21 protein-coding genes are annotated in these 21,445 nt (G+C 61.4%); 4 read left to right on the top strand and 17 right to left on the bottom strand.

Going from position 1 to position 21,445, the window contains the following annotated elements:
• Window positions 1-23: 23 nt before the first annotated feature.
• From HAV21_RS01470 to ychF, 5 genes are all read right to left on the bottom strand, one after another.
• Window positions 24-1,661 (bottom strand): ABC transporter substrate-binding protein, encoded by a 1,638-nt coding sequence (locus HAV21_RS01470; protein ID WP_142938467.1) that lies wholly within the window; start codon window positions 1,659-1,661, stop codon window positions 24-26.
• A gap of 312 nt (window positions 1,662-1,973) precedes the next feature.
• Window positions 1,974-2,306: a HepT-like ribonuclease domain-containing protein gene (locus tag HAV21_RS01465; RefSeq protein WP_166840040.1), complete on the bottom strand. Its 333-nt coding sequence runs from the start codon at window positions 2,304-2,306 to the stop codon at window positions 1,974-1,976.
• Entirely contained in the window at window positions 2,303-2,746 is a 444-nt protein-coding gene (locus HAV21_RS01460) for an XRE family transcriptional regulator (RefSeq protein ID WP_142938465.1), read from the bottom strand. Before HAV21_RS01460 ends, HAV21_RS01465 begins: the two co-directional genes overlap by 4 nt.
• A 37-nt stretch (window positions 2,747-2,783) precedes the next feature.
• The gene (locus tag HAV21_RS01455; protein WP_142938464.1) at window positions 2,784-3,296 is read right to left on the bottom strand and encodes a DUF1877 family protein; all 513 of its coding nucleotides are present in this window, start codon (window positions 3,294-3,296) and stop codon (window positions 2,784-2,786) included.
• A gap of 102 nt (window positions 3,297-3,398) precedes the next feature.
• Window positions 3,399-4,484 carry a redox-regulated ATPase YchF gene (gene ychF / locus HAV21_RS01450; RefSeq protein ID WP_026546223.1) on the bottom strand — a complete coding sequence of 362 codons (1,086 nt, stop codon included), beginning with the start codon at window positions 4,482-4,484 and terminating at the stop codon, window positions 3,399-3,401.
• A 111-nt stretch (window positions 4,485-4,595) separates the two neighbouring features.
• Here ychF and HAV21_RS01445 point away from each other — a divergent pair, with 111 nt between their 5' ends.
• Entirely contained in the window at window positions 4,596-5,870 is a 1,275-nt protein-coding gene (locus HAV21_RS01445) for a DNA recombination protein RmuC (protein WP_166840039.1), read from the top strand.
• Between the two features lie 89 nt (window positions 5,871-5,959).
• On the opposite strand, the gene HAV21_RS01440 is transcribed toward HAV21_RS01445, so the two are convergent.
• Window positions 5,960-7,045, bottom strand: coding sequence for a 4-hydroxy-3-methylbut-2-enyl diphosphate reductase (locus HAV21_RS01440; protein WP_142938462.1), 1,086 nt, complete (start codon window positions 7,043-7,045; stop codon window positions 5,960-5,962).
• Window positions 7,046-7,069: 24 nt separating this feature from the next.
• A complete protein-coding gene (locus HAV21_RS01435) occupies window positions 7,070-7,933 on the bottom strand; it encodes a hypothetical protein (RefSeq protein WP_166840038.1) in 864 nt (287 codons plus the stop codon).
• Window positions 7,934-8,115: 182 nt separating this feature from the next.
• On the opposite strand from HAV21_RS01435, the gene xseA reads away from it, so the two are divergent.
• A complete protein-coding gene (gene xseA / locus HAV21_RS01430) occupies window positions 8,116-9,393 on the top strand; it encodes an exodeoxyribonuclease VII large subunit (RefSeq protein ID WP_166840036.1) in 1,278 nt (425 codons plus the stop codon).
• Window positions 9,394-9,466: 73 nt separating this feature from the next.
• Complete coding sequence (locus tag HAV21_RS01425; RefSeq protein WP_166840035.1) at window positions 9,467-9,733, top strand: exodeoxyribonuclease VII small subunit; 267 nt, start codon at window positions 9,467-9,469, stop codon at window positions 9,731-9,733.
• Here the strand turns inward: HAV21_RS01425 and HAV21_RS01420 are convergent.
• From HAV21_RS01420 to HAV21_RS01380, 9 genes are all read right to left on the bottom strand, one after another.
• Entirely contained in the window at window positions 9,730-10,584 is an 855-nt protein-coding gene (locus HAV21_RS01420; protein WP_166840034.1) for a polyphosphate kinase 2 family protein, read from the bottom strand. The two genes, HAV21_RS01425 and HAV21_RS01420, sit on opposite strands and share 4 nt — an antisense overlap.
• Before the next feature lie 53 nt (window positions 10,585-10,637).
• Complete coding sequence (locus HAV21_RS01415; RefSeq protein ID WP_142938457.1) at window positions 10,638-11,858, bottom strand: pyridoxal phosphate-dependent aminotransferase; 1,221 nt, start codon at window positions 11,856-11,858, stop codon at window positions 10,638-10,640.
• A gap of 120 nt (window positions 11,859-11,978) precedes the next feature.
• Complete coding sequence (locus HAV21_RS01410) at window positions 11,979-12,935, bottom strand: ABC transporter substrate-binding protein (protein WP_142938456.1); 957 nt, start codon at window positions 12,933-12,935, stop codon at window positions 11,979-11,981.
• Window positions 12,932-13,675, bottom strand: a complete 744-nt coding sequence (locus tag HAV21_RS01405) for an ABC transporter permease subunit (RefSeq protein WP_166840032.1) — start codon at window positions 13,673-13,675, stop codon at window positions 12,932-12,934. Before HAV21_RS01405 ends, HAV21_RS01410 begins: the two co-directional genes overlap by 4 nt.
• Window positions 13,672-14,412: an ABC transporter permease gene (locus HAV21_RS01400; protein WP_166840031.1), complete on the bottom strand. Its 741-nt coding sequence runs from the start codon at window positions 14,410-14,412 to the stop codon at window positions 13,672-13,674. Before HAV21_RS01400 ends, HAV21_RS01405 begins: the two co-directional genes overlap by 4 nt.
• Window positions 14,412-15,506 carry an ATP-binding cassette domain-containing protein gene (locus HAV21_RS01395; protein WP_166840029.1) on the bottom strand — a complete coding sequence of 365 codons (1,095 nt, stop codon included), beginning with the start codon at window positions 15,504-15,506 and terminating at the stop codon, window positions 14,412-14,414. Before HAV21_RS01395 ends, HAV21_RS01400 begins: the two co-directional genes overlap by 1 nt.
• A 154-nt stretch (window positions 15,507-15,660) precedes the next feature.
• Window positions 15,661-16,848 (bottom strand): ribosome small subunit-dependent GTPase A, encoded by a 1,188-nt coding sequence (rsgA, locus tag HAV21_RS01390; RefSeq protein WP_166840027.1) that lies wholly within the window; start codon window positions 16,846-16,848, stop codon window positions 15,661-15,663.
• A gap of 210 nt (window positions 16,849-17,058) precedes the next feature.
• On the bottom strand, window positions 17,059-17,511 hold the full coding sequence (locus tag HAV21_RS01385; RefSeq protein ID WP_166840025.1) for an NUDIX domain-containing protein: 453 nt from the start codon (window positions 17,509-17,511) through the stop codon (window positions 17,059-17,061).
• A 29-nt stretch (window positions 17,512-17,540) separates the two neighbouring features.
• The gene (locus HAV21_RS01380) at window positions 17,541-19,337 is read right to left on the bottom strand and encodes a beta-galactosidase family protein (RefSeq protein WP_166840023.1); all 1,797 of its coding nucleotides are present in this window, start codon (window positions 19,335-19,337) and stop codon (window positions 17,541-17,543) included.
• Between the two features lie 50 nt (window positions 19,338-19,387).
• Here HAV21_RS01380 and HAV21_RS01375 point away from each other — a divergent pair, with 50 nt between their 5' ends.
• Window positions 19,388-20,419 (top strand): pirin family protein, encoded by a 1,032-nt coding sequence (locus HAV21_RS01375; protein ID WP_142938449.1) that lies wholly within the window; start codon window positions 19,388-19,390, stop codon window positions 20,417-20,419.
• Window positions 20,420-20,482: 63 nt separating this feature from the next.
• On the opposite strand, the gene HAV21_RS01370 is transcribed toward HAV21_RS01375, so the two are convergent.
• Complete coding sequence (locus HAV21_RS01370; RefSeq protein WP_166840021.1) at window positions 20,483-21,418, bottom strand: BadF/BadG/BcrA/BcrD ATPase family protein; 936 nt, start codon at window positions 21,416-21,418, stop codon at window positions 20,483-20,485.
• Window positions 21,419-21,445: the final 27 nt, after the last annotated feature.

Raw genomic sequence — 21,445 nt, 5'->3', positions numbered from 1 at the left:
GCACCCCCGCCGCCGTTTCGCGGTTACTTGCCAGTGATGTTGTAGTACAGCGGAACGCCGTCCCAGCCGTAGTCAACATTGGAGACGCCAGTGCTCCAGCCACCCTGTGAAACCTGGTACCACAGCGGGATGGCGGGGAGATCCTGCAGAAGGATTTCCTGTGCCTTGTTCATTGCCTTGTTACCTTCGGCAACGGAAGGTGCGGAGAGTCCGTCAGAGATAGCCTTGTCAAAGGTGGGGTTCTCATAGCGGGCATCGTTCGAGCCAGCGCCGGTCTTGTAGATCGGGCCGAGGAAGTTGTACAGCGACGGGTAGTCTGCCTGCCAGCCTGCGCGGATGGCGCCAGTGAGCTTGCCGGTGGTTGCAAGATCGCGTGCTTCCTTAAACGTTGCGAAGGGAAGTCCCTCGGCCTTGATGCCGAGGTTGTTCTTCAGCTGGTTGGTGAGAGCCTCAACCCAAGCCTTGTGGCCGCCCTTGTCAGCGTTGTACGCAATGGTGAAGGCCGTGTTCGGGTCCCACTTCTGGATTGCATCTGCCTTGGCCCAGAGGTCCTTGGCCTTGGTGGCGTCGAACTTCAGGTTATCCGAGCCCGGGATGCTGTCGCTGTAACCGTCGAGGACGGGAGCAGTGAAGTCCTTGGCCGGCTGGCGGCCACCGCTGAAGATCACCTTGGTGATCTCTTCACGGTTGATGGCCATGGAGATAGCCTGGCGACGGAGCTTGCCCGCTTCGCCGCTCCATTCCGGAAGGTACTCCGGGATGGCAATGGTCTGGTTGCCTGCGTACGGCTTCTCAATGAAGCGATCGCCCAGGTCAGTCTTGAAGTTCTTGAGCGCGCTGGTGGGGATGACCTGCAGGATATCCAGGTTGTTGGACAGCAGGTCCTGGTATGCAGCGTCGTCATTCTGGAAGATCTTGAACGTCACGCCGCCGTTCTTTGCCTTGCGGGGACCGTTGTAGTCGGGGTTCGGGACGAGCTGGATCTGCACGTTGTGCTGCCAACCGTTTTCGGCCATCTTGTACGGGCCGTTGCCCACAGGCTTTTCGCCGTAGGTCTTGGGGTCGGCAAGTGCCGCGGCGGGAACCGGCATGAACGCCGTGTAGCCGAGACGGAGCGGCCAGTCAGACTCGGGCTGCTTGAGTTCAACGGTGAAGGTGGTGTCATCCACAACCTTCAGGCCGGACAGCGTGTCCACCGTGGAGCCCTCTGCGCTGGCTTCGTCGTAACCCTTGATGCTCTCAAAGAAAGTGGCGCTCAATTGCGCGTTCTTTGCTGCTGCACCGTAGTTCCAGGAGTCCACAAACGTCTTCGCCGTGATGGCGTCACCATTGGTGAATTTCTGGTCCTTCTTGATCTTGATGGTGAAGTTCTGCGCGTCGGGCGCCTCAATGGACTCCGCCAACTCGTTTACCGGCTTGCCGGAAGGGTCATAGCTGACCAGGCCGGAGAAGATCAGCGTTGCGATCTTGCCGCCGCCCACTTCGTTGATGTCTGCCGGCATGAGCGGGCGCTGCGGCTCTGAGCCGTCGGCGATGATGACCTTGTTCGGATCACCCGCGGATGAACCGGAGTCGTTGCTACTGCCGCCACCGCAACCGGTAGCTGCGAGGGCGATGATCGCCGCTACGCCTAGAGCTTTGGAAGTGCGCGAGAAACGCATTCCGCCTCCTATGAGTCGTGGAGTTGAGCAGGGAAAATTCGTGATTTCCCCCAGGCACAGGCACAGTTTCCTACTGTGACGTTGCCTACATGTGAGTGTAAGCCTACCCACATTGTGTCCGGATGATGGGACATGCTGGCCAAACTGTAACCGTTCCGCAACCTACACATGCCTAAATTGACGCGGATTTCAAGTCAAACGTTACCCGGTGGTAGCATACGCTGTCTGACAGCAGGACAGGGCGGTTTTCAGACGAAAAAGGAGCCCGGTCCGCGCTGAACATACAGTGGATCGAGGCTCCTGATAGAGGAACTAGTTGATCGATCGGATAAGGTGCTCTATCGTCGGTAAGTCAGCGTCGAGGGTGTCCCAGACCGCGTCGTAGTCTGTCCCCTCATAGTGATGCGCGAGCCGATCCCGCATTCGCTTGATCAGAGACCACGGAACTTCGGGGTACCGATCGGTCGTCTCGATGCTCAAGCGAGCGACATTTTCTCCGATTTTGATGATCAACGACTCCGCCGCCAAGCCCGGCACATTGTCAGCGTCGCCGACGTACCAGGCACGGCCGCGCTTGACGAGGGCAGCCCCGACGCCACACAAACGGACGATCTCTCTGAGTGCGGCTGCGTCCCTTTGATTCATAGGGCGACCGCGGTGGTCAGGATTTCGTGATCTTCCCGCAAGCCGCCATCGGTGACGACGTCAACTTCTACCCCCAACAATTCACTTGCTTCGGCGGCAAACGCCGCGACAGTCAATAACCCGACGCCGGGTGATCGTGTGACCAGGATGTCCAGATCGCTTCCTGGGCGATCGAGTCCGCGGGCCACAGAACCGAAGACGCGAACATTGCTGAAACCATAGCGCAGTGCCAGCTGAAGCAATTCCTGGCCCCGCGATGCAAGGACTTCATGCGGCAAAGGGCGCGCTGCTGCACGAAGACGGTCCAACATCACCGGGGATGCCGTGCGCCGACCAGCTTCGTAAGCAGCAATGTTTGGCTGGGCCACCCCAGAGCGCCGAGCCAACTCGCCCTGGCTGATGCCAGCAGCCTCACGGACTTCCCTCACCGCGTTTCCCATGCAGCCATGATATCGCGTGATATGTCGTCGCTGGCTTTTAGCCAATCAGGTAGACCAGCCCGCGACCGACGGCCGCCAGATCCGTGACGAAAACCCGGGCCTGTTGGAGATAGCCAACACCGTACGGGACATTCGAGTCCCTCTCGGTCGGCAAGTACTCCTGCAGCCAGTCGCCGAACTCCGAGTCAGATACATCGTGCAGATCCTCGGCAATGGCCACCACGTCGGACGGAGGAAGGACGCGCACCCATGATTCCCACCCGTCATGATGCATGGTCACTGCACCTTCAAACATGCGAAACGCAGGCCTTGCTTCGCCTCCGGCCCTTGAGGGCGCGGAGAAGGCCTGCAAGTAGCGCCATGCTTTGTCCAGGTAGAGCATGTCGCACTCCGGTACGGCTTGTTCGAAGGTGGCGATCTCAAACCCGTCGGCAGCTTTGAGACCCCAAGCGTCAGCAATTGGGTCTGTCGATAAAAAGCGTCTCGGATCGGCGAGGACTAAGTCCGTGACGTCAGCGTCGAAGGCATATGCGTAGTATCTGATTCCCATTTGCCAAGTATGGCCACTGGCTGACCTCGGAAGGCCCGGCCAGTGGCCATATGTGGATAACGCATGGTCTGCGAGCGGACCAAGGATTTTTTGGCTGTGGACCTACACGTTGAAGCGGAACTCCACCACGTCGCCGTCGGCCATCACGTACTCTTTGCCTTCAATACGGACCTTGCCTCGGGACTTGGCCTCAGCCATGGAACCGGCGTCGATGAGATCGTCGAAGGAAACAACTTCAGCTTTGATGAAGCCGCGCTGGAAGTCGGAGTGGATCACGCCAGCGGCCTGAGGCGCAGTGTCGCCTTGGCGAATGGTCCATGCACGGGTTTCCTTGGGACCGGCTGTGAGGTAGGTCTGCAAGCCAAGGGTGTGGAACCCAACGCGGGCCAACTGGTCCAGGCCGGATTCGCTCTGGCCGTTCATTTCCAGCATTTCGCGGGCTTCTTCCTCGTCCAGTTCAACGAGGTCGGATTCGAGCTTGGCATCAAGGAACACCGCATCAGCAGGGGCCACCAAAGCACGCAGCTCATCCTGCTTTTCCTGGTCACCAAGGATGCCTTCATCGGCATTGAAGACGTAGATGAAGGGCTTGGCAGTCAAAAGCCCGAGCTCCTTGAGGTGCTCCATCTCCAGCTTGTCGCTCTTGATCGAGGAGAAGATGGTGTCGCCGCGTTCCAGGACTGCCTGGGCTGCCTTGATGGCGGCCAGTTCAGCTGCTTCGCGCTTTTTGATCTTGACTTCTTTTTCGATACGCGGGATGGCGTTTTCGATGGTCTGAAGATCAGCAAGGATCAGCTCGGTGTTGATGGTTTCCATGTCGGAGCGCGGATCAACCTTGCCATCGACGTGGATGACATCCGGGTCATCAAAAACACGAACCACCTGCGCGATGGCCTCCGCTTCGCGGATGTTGGCCAGGAATTTGTTCCCCAGGCCTTCGCCTTCCGAGGCACCCTTCACGATGCCTGCGATGTCCACGAAGGACACCGGAGCGGGCAGCAACTTCTGCGAACCGAAGATCTCCGCCAGCTTCGCCAGACGCGGATCGGGAAGGTTCACCACGCCGACGTTGGGTTCAATCGTTGCGAACGGATAGTTCGCAGCGAGCACCTGGTTACGAGTCAGTGCATTGAAAAGAGTTGATTTGCCGACGTTGGGCAGTCCGACGATGCCAATAGTAAGAGCCACGAGCATTGATTCTACCCGTTGGAACCACGTCCGGGGTTGTCACCACCCGCAAACCGGGCCCACGCGTACAGCCTCGCTAAAACTGTCGTACCCCTGTGACAGGGTTGCCACATGGATGGATTTGGATTGGTATTGGCCCTGCTCATGCTGCTGATTGGCGCCGCGGTTGGGCTTGCGGCCGGCTATATTGTCTTCCGACGCCGGGGCGCTGGGCTGGAGGAGGACTTTGATGCCGTTTCGTCACGGCTTTCGGAAGTGACGGCACAGCTGGCAGCCGCCGACGCCGAGCGGCGGCTTTTGTTCACACAGAACCGGGAGTTGAGCGCAGCAAGGAACTCCGACGGCAGTGTTTTGCGCGCGCTCGCTCCCGTGGCCGAAAAGCTCACAGCGGTGCAGCAACAGGTATCGCTGCTCGAGCGGGACAGGGTGGAGCAGTACGGCCAACTGGCCCAGCAATTGCAGGATGCGCGTTCATCCGACGAACAGCTCTTGCGGTCAACGCACGCCTTGGCCTCAGCACTCCGTTCCAACAGTGCACGCGGCCAGTGGGGCGAGGTTCAGCTCCGCAGAGTGGTGGAGGCCTCTGGAATGCTCAAGCACGTGGACTTCCATGAGCAGGTTCATTCGGGCCGTAACGACAACACGCTGCGGCCGGACCTGGTGGTTCAGCTTCCTGGTGGTAAGCAGCTGGTAGTAGATGCCAAGGTGCCCTTGGCTTCCTACCTCGCTGCGCAGGAACAACTCCACGGAGACGGATCCTTCGGTGAGTCGGTAGGTCCTGCCATCAGCCATGACTCCAAGACGCTGCTGGCACAGCATGCAAAGGCTCTCAAGGCCCACATCGACGCCTTGGCGGCCAAGAAGTACTGGGATATTCCTGGGAACTCCCCCGAGCTGGTGATCTGCTTCCTTCCGGCAGAGTCCATTCTGGCGTCAGCCCTTGAGGCCGATCCCGCCCTGCTGGAACACGCCTTGTCCAGGAACGTGGTCCTGGCGTCGCCAGGCACCTTGCTGGCAGTCCTCAAGTCTGTGGCGTTTACGTGGCGACAGGACGTCCTCACCGATAGCGCCCACGAACTGTTTGAGCTCGCAAAGCAGCTCTACGAACGCATGGGTACTCTCGGTGAGAATGTCAGCAAGCTGGGCAGCTCGTTGAAGACCTCTGTGGATCGCTACAACGCCATGGTGGGCACACTGGAGGCACGGGTGCTCCCTACAGCGCGCAAGCTCAACACCATTGACGATGCTGGCCTCGCCGCGCCGGTGTCCGTTGAGGTTGTCCCCCGCGCGTTGGCAGCCCCGGAACTGCTGGCCGTGGACACCCATGGGCATCAGGACGCAGCCCACGACCAGGACGACCGCCAGGACCGGGAGTCGGCCGCCTAAGAGATCGGCCGCTTAACGGAACTGGCCCGCAGTGAAGGCTTTCCCGAAGGAAGGCAACCACTGCGGGCAAGTTGTCTAGCGGCTATTTGCTAGGACGTTGTGCGGTTTCCGCGACCACCAAGGGCGCGTGTGACGTCGCCGGCCTTTTTCAAGGTGGCCCGCAGTTCCTTGGGAAGCGAGAAAAGCAGGTCTTCCTCTGCTGTCACCACTTCCTGGACCTCACCGTAACCGTAGTCAGCCAGAAGCCGCAGAACATCCTTGACGAGCACTTCAGGAACGGAAGCGCCGGAAGTCACGCCCACGGTGGCAACGCCCTCGAACCAGGACTCGTCCACTTCATTGGCAAAATCCACGCGGTACGAGCTCTTGGCACCATATTCCAGCGCTACTTCAACCAAGCGCACGGAGTTGGACGAGTTGGCCGAACCAACAACGATCACGAGGTCAGCCTGCGGGGCGATCTTCTTGATAGCCACCTGCCGGTTGGTGGTGGCATAGCAAATGTCATCGCTGGGCGGATCCTGCAGGGTGGGGAAACGGTCCTTGAGGAGGCGAACGGTTTCCATGGTTTCGTCCACGCTGAGCGTGGTCTGAGAAAGCCAGATGGTTTTCTCAGGGTCACGGACGGTGACCTTGTCCACTTCATGGGGCCCGTTAATGATCTGGATATGCTCCGGGGCTTCGCCGGCTGTTCCTTCGACTTCCTCGTGGCCTTCGTGGCCAATGAGCAGGATGTCGTAATCTTCCTTGGCAAAGCGCACAGCTTCCTTGTGCACTTTGGTGACCAGAGGGCAGGTTGCATCGATGGTGCGCAATCCGCGATCCTCGGCTGACTGCACCACTGCAGGTGAGACGCCGTGTGCGGAGAAGATGACCAGTGCGCCTTCGGGGACCTCGTCGGTTTCCTCAACGAAGATGGCGCCTTGCTCCTCCAGGGAGCTAACAACGTGCACGTTGTGGACGATCTGCTTGCGTACGTAGACGGGAGGCCCGTAGTGCTCCAAAGCCTTTTCCACAGCAATGACAGCCCGGTCCACGCCGGCGCAATAACCTCGAGGGGCCGCCAACAGGACCTTCTTGGGACCCGTGACGGGCGCCGCTGCCTGGACCTCTTCCGGAGAACGGCGTCTGCGGGGCACCGTGGGCATAGGAATGGAAACTGCTGTGCTGGTCATTCCTCCATGCTACCGGCCCGGCCTTTACCCGGGGGCCGAACGTGACCGTCGTCGCCCTGACACGAAGGATCCTATGACGCCTGCCACAAACAATGCACCGGATGTCACCGCTGCGATCAGGATCCATTGCCCGAAGCTTGTCTTTGCCGCCGTGAGGAACTCTTGTTTGAAAAGCTCAGCCACACCGTTTGCGCTGGACAGGTTACCCACTACTCCTCCGGCCAGGTCCGCGCCCGCGGTCCAGAGCGCAGCCAGCACCAGGCCGCCAAGCCCAACGAAGACCAGCACCAGGGAACGCCTCCGTGCAACCACAAGAGCCAGCAATAAGGAAATGAGAGCGCCGAGTGCGGCCACCCACCATAGGGGCGCAAACGCAGCCACCCGCTCCACCAGTTGGCGGTGGGAGGGCTCCCCCAGAGACACAAGGCTTTCCGCTGGAACATCAATCCGGATCCGGGTGGCCTCGGCGAAATGATCGCGAATGAGTCTGACCATGGGGCTGATATCAAGGACCAGCGCAGAGGTGGTGGCTGCTTCCTCTGATTGGTTCGCCGCGCCGAAGTTCAACCTGTGGCTGTTGCGCACTGTCTCTTCCCACGCCCGGGGGTAGTCGCTCCACGATTGCATTCCAGACGCAGCGCTGCGGAGTGCGTCAGCAGCCAACGATTGGATGGGCCCTGGGAGATCCACGGATGACTCGAAGGTTCCAACTGCGGCAGCGGCCAGTTTGCTTTGGAATTCCGGATCATTGCCCAGTGCACCTGCCATCCGGACAAAGCCCTCTTCTTTGACGATGTTCTGGTCAACCCACGCGGTAGGAACGGCGACGGCTGTGAGGAGTAAAGCGAGGATCACTCCCAATGCTGAAACAAAACTACGCAAGGTCATCCTCGGGGTTCGGGGGCTATGCCACCATCCTAGGTGTGTCCACATAGCAGAAAAAATGTCGGAGGCCTCGCCCAAGCTATGGATAGAGTTGGAAGGCCGGTTGGCACCACAGCCGCACCCCTGAGCGAGGACAATGACAATGCAGGTACAAACACGGCGCTTGAACCAGGCATGGACCACCCATGTCCGCTGAATCAACGCCGGAATCGACGCTGCCTGGGACCGCTGCTGAGACCAGCCCGGACAATCCTTGGCCCCTGCAGTTGCTCTCCCGCAAGCTCAAGGCACACATAGAGCGGGCGCCGGCTGCGTGGATTGAGGGTCAGGTCATCGAACTGAACCGCAGGGGCGGTAACGCTTTTCTGACCTTGCGTGATGTGGACGCGGAGATTTCACTCCCTGCATCTGTGTGGTCAACGGTGCTTGACCGCCAGAAGATACCCCTGGAACGTGGCTCCCGCGTGGTTGCCTTGGTGAAAGCGGACTTCTGGGTGAAGACAGGGCGCCTGAACATGTCTGTGAAGGACATCCGTCCGGTAGGCCTCGGCGATCTGCTGGCAAGAATTGAACGGCTGCGCCAGGCGCTGGCGGCCGAGGGCCTGTTCGCTGACTCCCGGAAGCGGAAGCTTCCTCTTCTCCCCCACCGCATCGGCCTCATTACCGGCAGGGATTCCGATGCCAAGAAGGACGTCATGCGCAACGCTGCTTTGCGTTGGCCGGCGGTGGAGTTTGACGTCCGCGAAGTGGCTGTCCAGGGCAACACCGCCGTTTCACAGATCATAGCCGCCTTGAAGAAACTGGATGCCGACCCGCACGTGGATGTGATTGTCCTCGCTCGCGGCGGCGGCGCTTTGGAAGATCTCCTGCCTTTCAGCAATGAGGACCTCATCCGTGCCGTGTCTGCGGCCACTACACCGGTTGTTAGTGCGATCGGCCATGAAGCCGACCGTCCTATCCTGGACGACGTCGCGGACCTCCGGGCGTCAACACCCACTGATGCGGCCAAACGAATCGTTCCGGATGTGGCCGAGGAACTGGCCATGGTCCGGCAGGCCAGGGACCATCTTCGCCGGAGCATCGGCCGCATGGTGGACCGGGAGACTGATCGGCTCCACGCATTGAGGTCCCGCCCAGTCCTGGCGACCCCCTCTTCGATGGTGGATGCCCGTTCCGAGGACATCCACCGCCTCCAGCGACGAACTCATTCAGCGGTCAGCACCGCGATTCTCCGGGCCTTGGACCAGGTCCACCACCTCCGTGCGCAGGTTCGCGCCTTGTCACCCCAGAAGACGCTGGACCGAGGCTACGCCGTCGTTCAGCTCATTGGCCAGGACCAAGCTGGTCACCACGTGGTCAGCAGCCCCGAAGAAGCTCCGGACGGAACACCACTGAGCGTTCGGGTAGCTGAGGGACGATTCAGTGCTGTCTCGGCTGGATCAGGTCAGCTTATGGAACGCTGACAACCCTCCCAGCACCCACCTCTCACCCGAACTTGATTCGCCGGTTACACCGTCACCACCACGAAGGACCACCATGACTGAGAACAACCAGACAGCACCTACCCCGGAATCCCTTGACGGACTTAGCTATGAGGAAGCCCGCGAACAACTTGTGGCGGTGGTGGGACGCCTGGAGGCAGGCGGAGCCAGTTTGGAAGAATCGCTGGCTCTCTGGGAACGCGGCGAGGCATTGGCCAAGCGCTGCGAGGACTGGCTTGAAGGAGCCCGTCAGCGCCTGGCAACCGCCCGCGATGCAAGCAACGACGGCGGCACTTCGGCACCCGGCAACCGGACCGTTTAGGACTCCTCCACGAGGGCGCGTTCCTCGGCGACGTCAAAGTCAGCCTTGGGCCAGTCCAGCTGCAGCCCACCGAGGGCATCCAACAGGAGTTGCTGCACTGCGATGCGCGCGTACCACTTCCTGTTGGCCGGCACCACGTGCCAGGGAGCAATCTCCGTGGAGGTCTTCTCGAAGGCAACGCGATAGGCGTCCATGTAGTCGTCCCAGAATGCACGCTCCGCGAGGTCACCGCGGCTGTACTTCCAATGTTTGGTGGGATCGTCCAGCCTGGCAATGAGGCGTTTCTTCTGCTCGTCCTTGCTGATGTTGAGCATGACCTTCACCACGGTGGTTCCCTGCTCGTTAAGGCGAGCCTCGAAGTCATTGATCGCGGCATACCTGCGTTCCAGCTCGGGAGCGTCAGCCCAGCCGTGGACGCGGTGGATCAGGACGTCTTCGTAGTGTGACCTGTCGAAGACCCCCACCATCCCGGCGTCGGGAACCCGCTTTTCGATCCTCCACAGGAAGTCGTGCGCCTTTTCCTCGTCAGTTGGGGCTTTGAATGCGTACACTTGAACGCCTTGCACATCCATGGCCCCCACCACGTGGCTGACGATGCCGCCCTTGCCCGCAGTGTCCATGGCTTGGAGTATCAGCAGGAGCCGTTTTTGGCTGCCGGCCCTACCAACGGCAAAGAGCTTCTCCTGCAGCTCCGCCAGCTGCGCGTCCTGCGCCCCCAGCAGTTCTGTGCCATCCGCTTTCGCGCCTGTGTAGCCGGGGGTGGATTCAGGATCCACTTCTGCCAGCGAGAACCCCGAACCCACCCTGAGGGCTTCGGCCGGACTTGTGGCGAACTCAACTGCTGCAGCCATCGGCATGCCTTTCTGCCCTGCCGCGCCTCCGTGGCGCGGCTATGGACCTCAGGCTAGTTGCCCGGGTACCTCGACAGGAAGTCCGCCATGCGGCCAATCGCTTCTTCAATGTCCTTGACGTTGGGCAAGGTCACCATTCGGAAGTGGTCCGGTCGAACCCAGTTGAAGGCACGTCCGTGGGAAACCAGGATTTTTTGTTCCTTCAGCAAATCGAGGACGAACTTCTCGTCATCCCGAATGTGGAAGACCTCCGGGTCCAACTTCGGGAACAAATAGAGGGCACCTCGAGCCTGCTGGGTGCTGACGCCGGGAATCTCGTTCAAGAGGTCGTAGGCCTTATTGCGCTGCTCCAGGAGCCTGCCGCCGGGCAGGATGAGGTCGTTGATGCTTTGGTAGCCCCCCAGCGCAGTTTGGATGGCGTGCTGTGCAGGAACATTGGCGCACAACCGCATGTTGGCCAGCAGGTTGATGCCCTCAAGATAGTCCGCAGCATCCTTCTTGGGACCGGAAATGGCCATCCATCCGGCGCGGTAACCGCACACACGGTAGGCCTTGGACAATCCACTGAACGTCAGGCACAGGACGTCGTCCCCGGTGAGCCCGGCGAGATTCACATGGACGGCGTCTTCGTAGAGAATCTTCTCGTAGATCTCATCAGCGAAGAGAACCAGTCCATGTTTCTCCGCCAAAGCCACGATCTTCTTGAGGGTCTCCTCCGGGTAGACGGCTCCGGTGGGGTTGTTGGGGTTGATCACCACAATGCCCTTGGTCCGCGGCGTGATCTTGGATTCCATATCCTCAAGATCGGGTTGCCATCCGGAATCTTCGTCGCAGAGGTAGTGCACGGGACGGCCCCCGGCAAGGGCCACCGAGGCGGTCCACAGCGGGTAATCCGGAGTGGGAATCAGCACTTCGTCGCCGTCGTCCAGGAGCGCCATGAGGGACATGGTGATGAGCTCACTGACCCCGTTGCCGAGGTAGATATCGTCAACGTGGATGTTCTGGATGCCACGCGTTTGGTAGTACTGCGAGACCGCGGTCCGGGCAGAGAAAATGCCACGGGAGTCGCTGTAGCCCTGGGCATTAGGCAAGTGCCGGATCATGTCCACCAAAATGGCGTCGGGCGCTTCAAAACCAAAAGGTGCCGGGTTTCCGATGTTCAGTTTGAGGATCCGATGACCCTCTGCTTCCATTTGCTGGGCGGCCTGAAGAATCGGTCCACGGATGTCGTAAAGGACATTATGAAGCTTGGTGGACTGCTTGAAATTCGCCATCCCTCAAATATGCCATACGGGTGATGGAGTTTAGCTGAGACTTAACTCACAGAAACGACGACGGCGGTGACGGTCCCGCGCGGGCCCGTCACCGCCGTCGTACGCGGTTTTGTTCAGGTGTTACTTGACGATTCCCTTGTCCTTCAGCCAGGCTGCGGCTGCGTCCTTGGGGGCCTGCTTCTGGTCGCCACTGACTGCGCGGTTCAGGTTGATCAGGTCCTCGGTGGTGAGGATCTTGGAGACGTTGTTGAGTGCTTCCTTGGCCTTGTCCGTCATCTTGGCTTCCTTGACCAACGGCAGGACCTGCTGGGCCTTGAAGTTGTTCTTCGGATCCTCCAGGACCACAAGGTCATTATCTGCGATGGACGGAGTGGTGGTGTAAATGTCCGCCACCTGGACCTTGTCTTCGAGGAGGGCCTGGAGCGTCAGATTGCCGCCACCGTCATTGAAAGGCTGCAAACCCTTGAGCTCACAACCGTAGTTGGCCTTCAGTCCCGGGAAGCCGTAGGCGCGGGTCTCGAAAGTGGCCGGTGCAGCCATGGTGAAGTCCTTGCACACCTTCGCCAGGTCCTCGATGGACTTCAGCTGGTACTTCTCGGCGGTGGCCTTGGTGACAACCATGGCGTCCTTGGACTCGGCCTTGGCCGGCTCCAGGACTGCAAGGCCTTCCGGAAGCTTGCCTGGGAGTGCCTTGTAAACGTCGTCGGCGGAGACCTCGGTAGCTTCCGTGTCCACATAGGACAGGAGGTTGCCGGAGTAGTCCGGGACGAGGTCTATGGAGCCGTCCTGGACCGCCTTGAAGTAGATCTCGCGCGAACCGATATTCGGCTTGGACGTTGCCGTCAGACCAGCAGCGTTGAGGGCACCCACATAGATCTCTGCGACAACCTGGCTCTCCGGGAAGTCAGCGGAGCCAACCACCAACGAGCCGCCTTCGGCGGAGCCACTGGCTGCGGAGGTGGACGGGGTGGCCAAGGGGCTGCCGCCGCACGCGCTCAAAGCGAGGGCCACGCCCAGTCCAGCGGCGAGGCCGCCGAGACCACGGCGCGTCAGGGTCATGGGGACGGGGTTTTTCATGGTGTACCTCCTTGAACGGCAGCCTCGGCGGGAGCCGCGGCTGTGAGATCGTCGGCTGCCTTCTGGCGGCCGCGAGAGTCGAGGGTGAGTCCTGGCGAAATAACGAGCCGTTGCACTCCGGCGAGGACCAGGTCCACGGCAATGGCCAGCCCCGCTATGAGCAGGGAACCACCGAGCATCCTGGGGAAATCCTGCAGGACCAGGCCATCGAATAGATACCGGCCCAGCCCGCCCAACGGTAGGTAGGCAACCACGGAGACTGTGGCAATGACCTGCAGAACGGCGGTGCGAATACCGCCGAACATCACCTGCAACCCGTTGGGTACTTCCACCCGAAACAGGATCTGAAGTTCGGTCATCCCCATGGCCCGGGCGGCGTCCACCACAGTGGCGTCAACGCTGGAAATGCCGGCATAGGTCCCGGCCAGCAGCGGCGGCACAGTGAGAATGACAAGCGCCCACACAGGAGGCATCAGGCCACTACCGGCCAGCAACGCAAAAAGGACCAGCAACCCGAGCGTGGGGAGAGCACGCAAAGCGCCCGCCACGGCAACCGCAACTACGCGGCCACGGCCGGTGTGCCCAATATAGAGGCCGATGGGTATGGCGATCGCAGCGGCGATAACCAGGACCAACGCGCTGTACTGCAGGTGCTCCAGCAAGCGGGTGGGGATTCCCCCGCTACCGGTCCAGTTTTTGGGGTTGGTCAGCCAGGCGATGGTTTCGGCAAAGATGTTCATGCAGACGCTCCCGGATCCGGGCGTACTGCCGCGACGGGCTTGGCAGCCCCGGTCTTGGGCTCAGTTACCAGGGCGTTGGTGTCCGGACGCGGCGACTTTCCACCAGCTGCCCGGGTCCATGGGGTCAACAGCCGCTCCAAGACCACCAGCACTGCATCCATCAACAGCGCCAGCACCAGGATGGCGATGATGCCCACCACCACTTCGGTAATGAAGGTGCGCTGCAAGCCATCCGTGAAAAGGACCCCCAGGTTGCCCACCCCCAGCAGTGCCGCCACGCTCACCAGGGAGATATTGCTGACCGAAACCACACGGAGACCTGCGAACAGCACTGGCAGGGACAGGGGAAGGTCCACCTGGAAGAAGCGTGCCAAGGGTTTGAAACCCATGGCCACCGCAGCGTTCCGGAGGTCGTCGTCAACGGAGTCGAAGGCATCCATCGCAGCACGCACCAGCAGGGCCACCGCATAGATTGTCAGCGCCACCACCACATTCAGGGGATCCAGGATCCGCGTGCCCAGGATGGTGGGAAGAATAATGAACAGGGCCAGTGATGGAATGGTGTAGAGCAGCGACGTCGCAGTGGCCACTACTGACCTGAGCGTGCTGTTACGTCTGGCCAACTGGGCCAGGGGAACCGAAATCAGCAGGCCAAGGATCATGGGGATGACGGCCAGGACAATGTGCTGACCGGCCAGCCCCAGGACCATGCCACTGTTGGCAAGGAACCACTCCATCAGGTGGCATCCTCCCTGTGGTGGCGGACTTCTTCGATCAGTGCCAGGACTTCCGGGGCCTTCAGGACTCCGGCCACCCGGCCGTCGTCGTCTACCGCAACGCCAAGGCCGGACGGCGACGACAACGCCGCGTCCAGCGCCCGCCGCAAAGTGTCTCCCTTGCGAAAGAGTGACCCTCCGGGGATCAGTCCGGCGCCGTCGCGCGGCGAGGACCAGCCCAGTGGCCTCGAAGCGTCATCGACCACCAATGCCCACTCCCCCGATTGGCGTCCCGCGTGGTGGCCGTCGGAGGGACTCACCATGGTCACCGGGTGCAAGGTCACGGCATCTGCGGCGTTGAAGGCCAAGTGCCGGAAACCGCGGTCACGTCCCACGAAGGAGGCAACGAAGTCGTTGGCGGGTGCGCGCAGAATCTCTTCCGGCGCCGAGTACTGTGCGAGCTTTCCCCCGACGGCGAAAACAGCCACTTTGTCGCCAAGAACGGTTGCCTCGTCGATGTCGTGGGTGACGAACACGATGGTCTTGGCCAGCTCCCGCTGAAGTCGGAGAAGTTCCTGCTGAAGTTCGTCACGGACCACAGGATCCACGGCACTGAAGGGCTCGTCCATCAGCAGTACCGGCGGATCAGCAGCGAGCGCCCGGGCAACCCCCACACGCTGCTGCTGACCACCCGAAAGTTGCGACGGATACCGTTTGCCCAGAACGGAAGCCAACCCGACGACGTCGAGCAGTTCCGCAGCGCGTTTCCTCGCCGCCGCTTTGGGAACGCCGTTGAGCCGCGGAACCGTAGCGATGTTGTCCAGCACGGAACGGTGCGGCAGCAGGCCTGATGACTGCATCACGTAACCCATGGAACGACGAAGCTGGGCTGCGGGAACCCGCGAGACATCTTCCCCGGCAACGGTGATGGTTCCGCTGGTGGGCTCCACCATCCGGTTGATCATGCGCAGGGAGGTTGTCTTGCCGCAGCCCGAGGGGCCGACGAACACAGTAATAGCGCCCTTGTCGATGGACATGGTGAGGGCATCCACCGCCGGTTGCCCGCCTTGGTATTGCTTGGTGACGCTCTTGAACTCAATCATGGCTTCGGCCATACCCGGGCTTACCTATCTGTGGAGGAGAACATCGGTAGAGCCTGATGATCATATGCACTCTTATTACTTGGCTGCAAAGCAATCTTCACCCAGCGTAGCCAGCACCACCGACGATGTCAGCGCCGCCACGAGTTCCGTAATGAATCGGCAATGTTCAGCGTTTCCGTCGTTTGCCGCCTTTTCCGGCCCGCTCCTCAGCTTGATCGTGCCTGTACCGCTCAGCGGCGCGCTGGCCCCGGTCAGCCGACATCACCTTCTGGTGCCATTCACGCTGGTAGGCGCGGCGTGCGGCCGCATCGTGTTTTCTGGCCAAGGCTGCCAATTCGCGTTGCAGCTTGAGGTAACTGGCCCAACGCCGGTGATCAAGGGTTTCCTCCGCGAGCGCCTCCTGAACCGCACATCCCGGCTCTGCTTGATGCGCGCAGTCCGTAAAGCGGCATTTGGAGAAAAGTTCCTCCAGATCGCCGAACATTTCCTCCATGCCCTCATCGGCGTCGAAGAGCCCGAAGCCACGGACTCCCGGGGTATCCATGAGTACGGCGCCACCGGCTAGAGGCACCAGCTCCCGCGAGGTGGTGGTGTGCTTGCCTTTGCCGTCACCGGCTCGGACGGAACCTGTCTGTTGGATGTCACGCCCGGCGAGGGCGTTAATGAGTGTTGACTTACCGGCGCCGGAAGGACCCAGTAATACCAACGTGGCACCTTGGGGTATGTGCTGCATCAGTTCCTCCAGGCCTTCGCCGTGCTCCGCGGAGGTAGTGACAACGTCCACGCCGGCGGCCTGCAGGATAACCTCCCCTACAACGTCGTCCGCAAGGTGGGCGAGGTCTGCTTTGGTGATGACCACCAGCGGCGTGGCACCGGAATCCCATGCCGCCACCAGCGTCCGCTCGAGCCGGTTATGTGTCAGCGGACGATCCACGGGGACCACAACGGCAACAATGTCAATGTTGCTGCCCAGGATCTGTTCCTCCGAGGATGCCTCAAAGGCACGCTTACGGCTTAGAGCGGAATGGCGGGGCAGGACCTCGACGACTGCCGCCTCACCGGCGTTGTTGTGGCCGAGCCAGACCCAGTCCCCTGTGGCCGGCACAAGGCCGTGGTGTGGATACGGCAGATGCAGGAGGCCTTCTGCCGAGGCTACAAGGACCCGGTTCCGATCCAAGCGGACTACGCGGCCGGGGACGGCCGTTTCCTGGCCGTCCGGAGCGACATGGGCTCGGAAAAGGTCCGCGGTTTTCTCGGTGAACCCGAATTGCACGGGTCCTGGTAACTGCTGAATGCCTGGCAACTGCTGGATGGAACTAAATGAAGGGTTGCTTGAAGAAGCGTAAGTGTTCAATGAAATGCCTCTGCTGAGGCCCGGCCGCCTACTTGTGGCAGGCTGACGCCGGGACAGGAATGGTGGGCTGATGACGGCGCGCCGCAACTGAGTGCGGGGCGCGCAAGATCGCTGCAATCATCAAATCCACCTCCTCGGCATCCGCGCCGGCAACTGGTGAGCCGGCAACGATGTATAGCGTAGCCAAGGCGAAGTGCTCTTGGCTAGGCTTTAGCTCAGTTTTCCGTTGGCAGGACGCTCCCGGTGTAGGCGGAGTGCTGTATCCACCAAGGAGACGCGGTTGAGTTTCTGTACGTCCTCCAGCGGGATCCATGCTGCGTGGGTGGTGCTGCCATCCACTTCGTGTGTCAGTTCGCCGCCCACGACTGTGGCCTCGTAGACCAGCCTGAGGGCTTGAAAATCCTTCACCGAACCGTCGGGGCGGATCTCGCCCGGCCAGTGTCCGACGTCGATACCCAGCATTCGTTCAATCCTGGCTTCGTATCCGGTTTCCTCAAAGACCTCACGACTGCAACCATCCACAGGATGTTCTGCCAGATCCAAGCCGCCGCCCGGCAATGTCCAACCTTCTTTGCCGTCCTGCTTCCAATACGCCAGCAGGATCTTCCCTTCATGGATCATCACGGCGTAAGCGGCTGGGCGGGTATCGAACTGCAGGGTCATGGTGTCAGCATAAATCCTTGCGTCGAACGCTAGGGAAGTTCGGCGGCCTCGATGGGGCTTGCTTCTTCGGAACCAAGGTCCGGCGCCTCACGAAGTTCGACGACGGTCCCCGGCTTCACGAGTTCAAGCACCTTGATGCTGTTGCGGCCTTCTTTTAGCAACGGAGCGGGTGCGTAGAGGGTCACCTGTGGGCCCTTCTCCCAGTACCTGCCCAGCAGGAACCCGTTGAGCCAAACGAAGCCCTTCCCGGAATCCGGCAATGCGATATAGGTGTCGGCCGGCTCGTCCACCTCGAAGTCGGCTCCTGCCAAGCTTTCAAGGTCTTCAAGCTTCCAGTCGGCGAGCGCCACGGGGGTCTGTGTCCAGTGGAAGGTGTAGCGCTGGTTGACCAGAACGCCGCCCAGAATTCCTTTGCCGTGACCCGTCAGGGGGCCGTAATTGATGCGGCCCAGGTTCTCTACGAGGATCTCCAGCTTGGCGGCGACGCCTGTGCCCGTAACGGCGAGACCCTCCGCTCCTGTGACGTCATCAAGGACCCCGGCGAAGGTGCCGTCCACCCACACGTAGGCACGGTCGTTAAGCCCTGTGATCTTCAACCGGCTCTCTGTGGGAGCATCGGCGCGCCCGGGAAGGATGGCTTCGGAGGCGTAGAGGACCATGCCGGTGTCGAGTCCCAGCTGCTCGAAGCCCAGTGGCTTGACACTGGTTATCGGCGTTCCGGCGGAGCGCGCCAACTCCAACAGGTCCAGGCCATCGCTCAGAGGCAAGGACTGGGCGGGCAGTACGGGAGCGTCAGCCAGCAATTCAGCGGGCAGCTCGGGCAGCTCTTCGATTCCCTGGGCGCGGAAGAACTCTTTGCGGAAGGCATGGAACTTGGCCGTCAGTGCGCCGTTCTCTGCGATGGGCGCGTCCGAGTCGTAGCTGGTGACCGTCGGCTGCAGCATGGTGCCATCGTGGTTACTTCCGGAGCTGAGGCCGAAGTTGGTCCCGCCATGGGCCATGTAGACGCAGATCGATCCGCCAAGGTCCAGCATCTTGCGCGCTTCAACAGCAGCTTCATCGGCATCCCGGCGGTGATGGTGTTCACCCCAGTGATCGAACCAGCCTCCCCAGAACTCCACGTTGAAGAAGGGTTCGCCGGGCCGGCGTCGCTGCCATGTGGCCATCGCTTCGTCGCCCCGGCTTCCCAGCGTCGCCGTCGCCCAGGTGCCTTCCACCGCGCCGCCGTCGAGGAAGTAGTCCGTGCCGCCGTCGGCGGTGAAAAGGAGCTCAGTGATGCCGCGGTCCTCCAGTGCGCGCCGGTTCCAGCGAATGTACTCGTGGTCATCGCCGTAGCTGCCGTACTCATTCTCGATTTGTACCGCCACCACCGGGCCACCCGCGGACGCCTGCCGTGAGGCGACGATGGGAAGCAAGTGATCGAACCATTCCTCGATGGCAGCGGTAAAGACCGGGTCCATGCAGCGCAGGCCGATGCCGGGGATGCCGGTCAGCCAGGCGGGGAAGCCGCCGTTGTCCCATTCGGCGCAGATATAGGGGCCGGGGCGGACGATGACATCCAGCCCTTCCTCGGCGGCGAGGTCGATGAACCGGCCCAGGTCTCGCCAGTCGCTAAAGTCGGGCGCCTCATCGCGCTTAGGCTGGTGGAAGTTCCAAGCAACGTACGTGTCCACCGTGTTGGCGCCCATCGCTTTGAGCCGACGCAACCGGTCCTGCCACAGGGCCGGGTGAACACGGAAGTAGTGGATGGCTCCGGCGAGGATGCGATACGGTTCACCCGAACGGTAAAGGACAGCGTCACGGTAGCTCAGGAGGGCGTTGTTCACGTGCAACAGATTAGCTCAATTTCCAACATTTATGCACAGGCGATGATCACATGACCAATCTTGATACTTCCCCCGCCCAAGAAGTCTGCCCCGCGGCTCCGGAAGGTCAAGGTCCCTGCGTTCAGCTGTGGCCCGAGCGCGAGGTTCCTTTGGGTGGAGTGCGCGCCATGAACGTGATGCGGACACTGCCCCAGCGGGGACTGCCCACCGTAGGTGCGTGGTGCTTCCTGGACAGCTTCGGTCCGGATCGGGTGGCCATGAGCGTACTCCCCCACCCGCACTGCGGGCTTCAAACCGTCACCTGGCCCATGGAAGGCTCGGTCCGGCACCGCGACAGCGTGGGTAGCGATGTTGTAGTCCAGCCCGGTGAGCTGAACATCATGACAGCAGGCCATGGCATCTCCCACTCCGAGTTCTCTGTCCTTACAGCCGGACCCCAGGGCGGCTCCGCTGCGTTGGTGGAAGAAATTCCCATGTCCCGCGGACTCCAACTGTGGGTGGCGCTACCGGACGAGCACCGGCACCGGGCGCCGTCCTTTGAACAAGTGAAGAATCTGCCGGTGGCAGTGGGCGATGGGTTCAGGGCCACCGTTATGGTGGGAGAGTTTGCCGGTCACCGTTCCCCCGCCACCATGTTCAGCCCCATAGTTGGAGCGGACATCACCGGAACAGGCTCCCTTGAACTGCCGTTACGGCCGGACTTCGAGCACGCAGTGTTGGTCCTTGACGGCCACCTCTTGATCGATGGTGAGGACATTGAAGCGGGCCCCCTGGCCTACCTGGGAGCCGGAAGGTCCAGCCTTTTTGTGGAAGCGCAGCCGGACACCCGCTTCATGCTCCTCGGCGGCGAACCGTTCGGTGAAGACCTGCTCATGTGGTGGAACTTTGTAGGCAGGACGCACGAAGAAGTGGAGAAGGCCCGTGAGGAATGGGAAGCCGAAGGGCTGCTCGACGACGATGCTGCCGCCAGCTCACGCTTCGGTTTCGTTCCCGGCCATGGCCCTGACGCAGGTCCGGAAGCCGGCCGCATTCCGGCCCCGCCCCTGCCGGGTGTAAAGCTGCGTCCACGAACCCGCGGCTGAGATTTTGTACAGCTAATGCCCTAAAGAGGCCCCTTTGAGGTCATTAGGTGTACAAAAACTTCGCTAGGGTCGCTGCTCCGCTACAAGCCGCGGGACACCAAACACGGGGTCCTGCTGGAGGATGCGCACATCAGTGATACCGCCCTCGGCCAGCTTGGCCTTGAATGCTTCCTGAAGCCGGGGGACGTTCATGCCGAGTCCGCTGCCGAGAATCACCGGACCGTCGAGGCCGAGTTGACGGACGGCTTGTTCGGCAAGGTCAGCCAGGTCACCACCCGCCTGATCCACCAATGCCCGGCAGGTTTCATCACCGGCGTCGGCGGTTTCCACCACCAACCGGGCCTGCTGCGCCCAATAGCGACGGCCCGTATCCGGGGAGTGGAACAATGCGATCAGCTTGCCCGGCTCGTCCACACCGACGGATTCCAACAATGCCCGGCTAAGCCGATCAGGCTCCAGGCCCTGGTTCATCCGGCGCAGGCTGTGGCGCACCGCTTCGCGCCCCAGCCAGTAACCACTTCCTTCGTCGCCCAGGAGGTAGCCCCAGCCGCCCGCGCGAGCTTCCTCGCCGGCTTCGTTCCTGCCCCACGCGGCTGATCCGGTGCCGGCGATGACTGCCACGCCCGTGCTCGCTCCCCCTGCTGCCAGCAACAGGCGCGAATCGTGCACCACAGTGATGCGCGCGCCCGGCGCATGCGGTGCAATCAGATCAGCCAGCGCCTGGGCGTCTTGGTCGGTATCGATACCGCCGGCACCGGCGTACACCTGATCGACATGGCCGCCACCGATCTTCCCGAACAGCTCAGCCAGGTTGGCTGCGGCTTGCTCCCGGCTGACGTTCTGGACGTTGGAACTGCCTGCATTCTCATCACGGACCGGCGTACCGTTTTCGAACCGAACGCCGCGGGTCTTTGTGCCGCCAATGTCGAGCCCTATGACGGTGCCGCTCACGGCTTCCGGGCGGGCGTGGGAATGCTGGCCAGAGTCAGGATTGTTCACCGTGAAAGACTAGCTTGGAGCGTCCGG

This window comes from Paenarthrobacter sp. MSM-2-10-13 (assembly GCF_011605365.1).
GTDB lineage: Bacteria > Actinomycetota > Actinomycetes > Actinomycetales > Micrococcaceae > Arthrobacter.
This window is presented reverse-complemented; position numbering and strand designations above follow the sequence as displayed.

Excerpts from the sequence above, each read along its gene's own strand:
- HAV21_RS01375 (WP_142938449.1), top strand. The coding sequence starts at position 19,388 with ATGACCAATCTTGATACTTCCCCCGCCCAAGAAGTCTGCCCCGCGGCT.
- HAV21_RS01445 (WP_166840039.1), top strand. The coding sequence starts at position 4,596 with ATGGATGGATTTGGATTGGTATTGGCCCTGCTCATGCTGCTGATTGGC.
- HAV21_RS01455 (WP_142938464.1), bottom strand. The coding sequence starts at position 3,296 with ATGGGAATCAGATACTACGCATATGCCTTCGACGCTGACGTCACGGAC.
- HAV21_RS01400 (WP_166840031.1), bottom strand. The coding sequence starts at position 14,412 with ATGGAGTGGTTCCTTGCCAACAGTGGCATGGTCCTGGGGCTGGCCGGT.
- HAV21_RS01425 (WP_166840035.1), top strand. The coding sequence starts at position 9,467 with ATGACTGAGAACAACCAGACAGCACCTACCCCGGAATCCCTTGACGGA.
- HAV21_RS01405 (WP_166840032.1), bottom strand. The coding sequence starts at position 13,675 with ATGAACATCTTTGCCGAAACCATCGCCTGGCTGACCAACCCCAAAAAC.
- HAV21_RS01465 (WP_166840040.1), bottom strand. The coding sequence starts at position 2,306 with ATGAATCAAAGGGACGCAGCCGCACTCAGAGAGATCGTCCGTTTGTGT.
- HAV21_RS01460 (WP_142938465.1), bottom strand. The coding sequence starts at position 2,746 with ATGGGAAACGCGGTGAGGGAAGTCCGTGAGGCTGCTGGCATCAGCCAG.
- HAV21_RS01470 (WP_142938467.1), bottom strand. The coding sequence starts at position 1,661 with ATGCGTTTCTCGCGCACTTCCAAAGCTCTAGGCGTAGCGGCGATCATC.
- HAV21_RS01415 (WP_142938457.1), bottom strand. The coding sequence starts at position 11,858 with ATGGCGAATTTCAAGCAGTCCACCAAGCTTCATAATGTCCTTTACGAC.
- xseA (WP_166840036.1), top strand. The coding sequence starts at position 8,116 with ATGTCCGCTGAATCAACGCCGGAATCGACGCTGCCTGGGACCGCTGCT.
- HAV21_RS01395 (WP_166840029.1), bottom strand. The coding sequence starts at position 15,506 with ATGGCCGAAGCCATGATTGAGTTCAAGAGCGTCACCAAGCAATACCAA.
- HAV21_RS01385 (WP_166840025.1), bottom strand. The coding sequence starts at position 17,511 with ATGACCCTGCAGTTCGATACCCGCCCAGCCGCTTACGCCGTGATGATC.
- HAV21_RS01435 (WP_166840038.1), bottom strand. The coding sequence starts at position 7,933 with ATGACCTTGCGTAGTTTTGTTTCAGCATTGGGAGTGATCCTCGCTTTA.
- HAV21_RS01440 (WP_142938462.1), bottom strand. The coding sequence starts at position 7,045 with ATGACCAGCACAGCAGTTTCCATTCCTATGCCCACGGTGCCCCGCAGA.
- HAV21_RS01420 (WP_166840034.1), bottom strand. The coding sequence starts at position 10,584 with ATGGCTGCAGCAGTTGAGTTCGCCACAAGTCCGGCCGAAGCCCTCAGG.
- HAV21_RS01410 (WP_142938456.1), bottom strand. The coding sequence starts at position 12,935 with ATGAAAAACCCCGTCCCCATGACCCTGACGCGCCGTGGTCTCGGCGGC.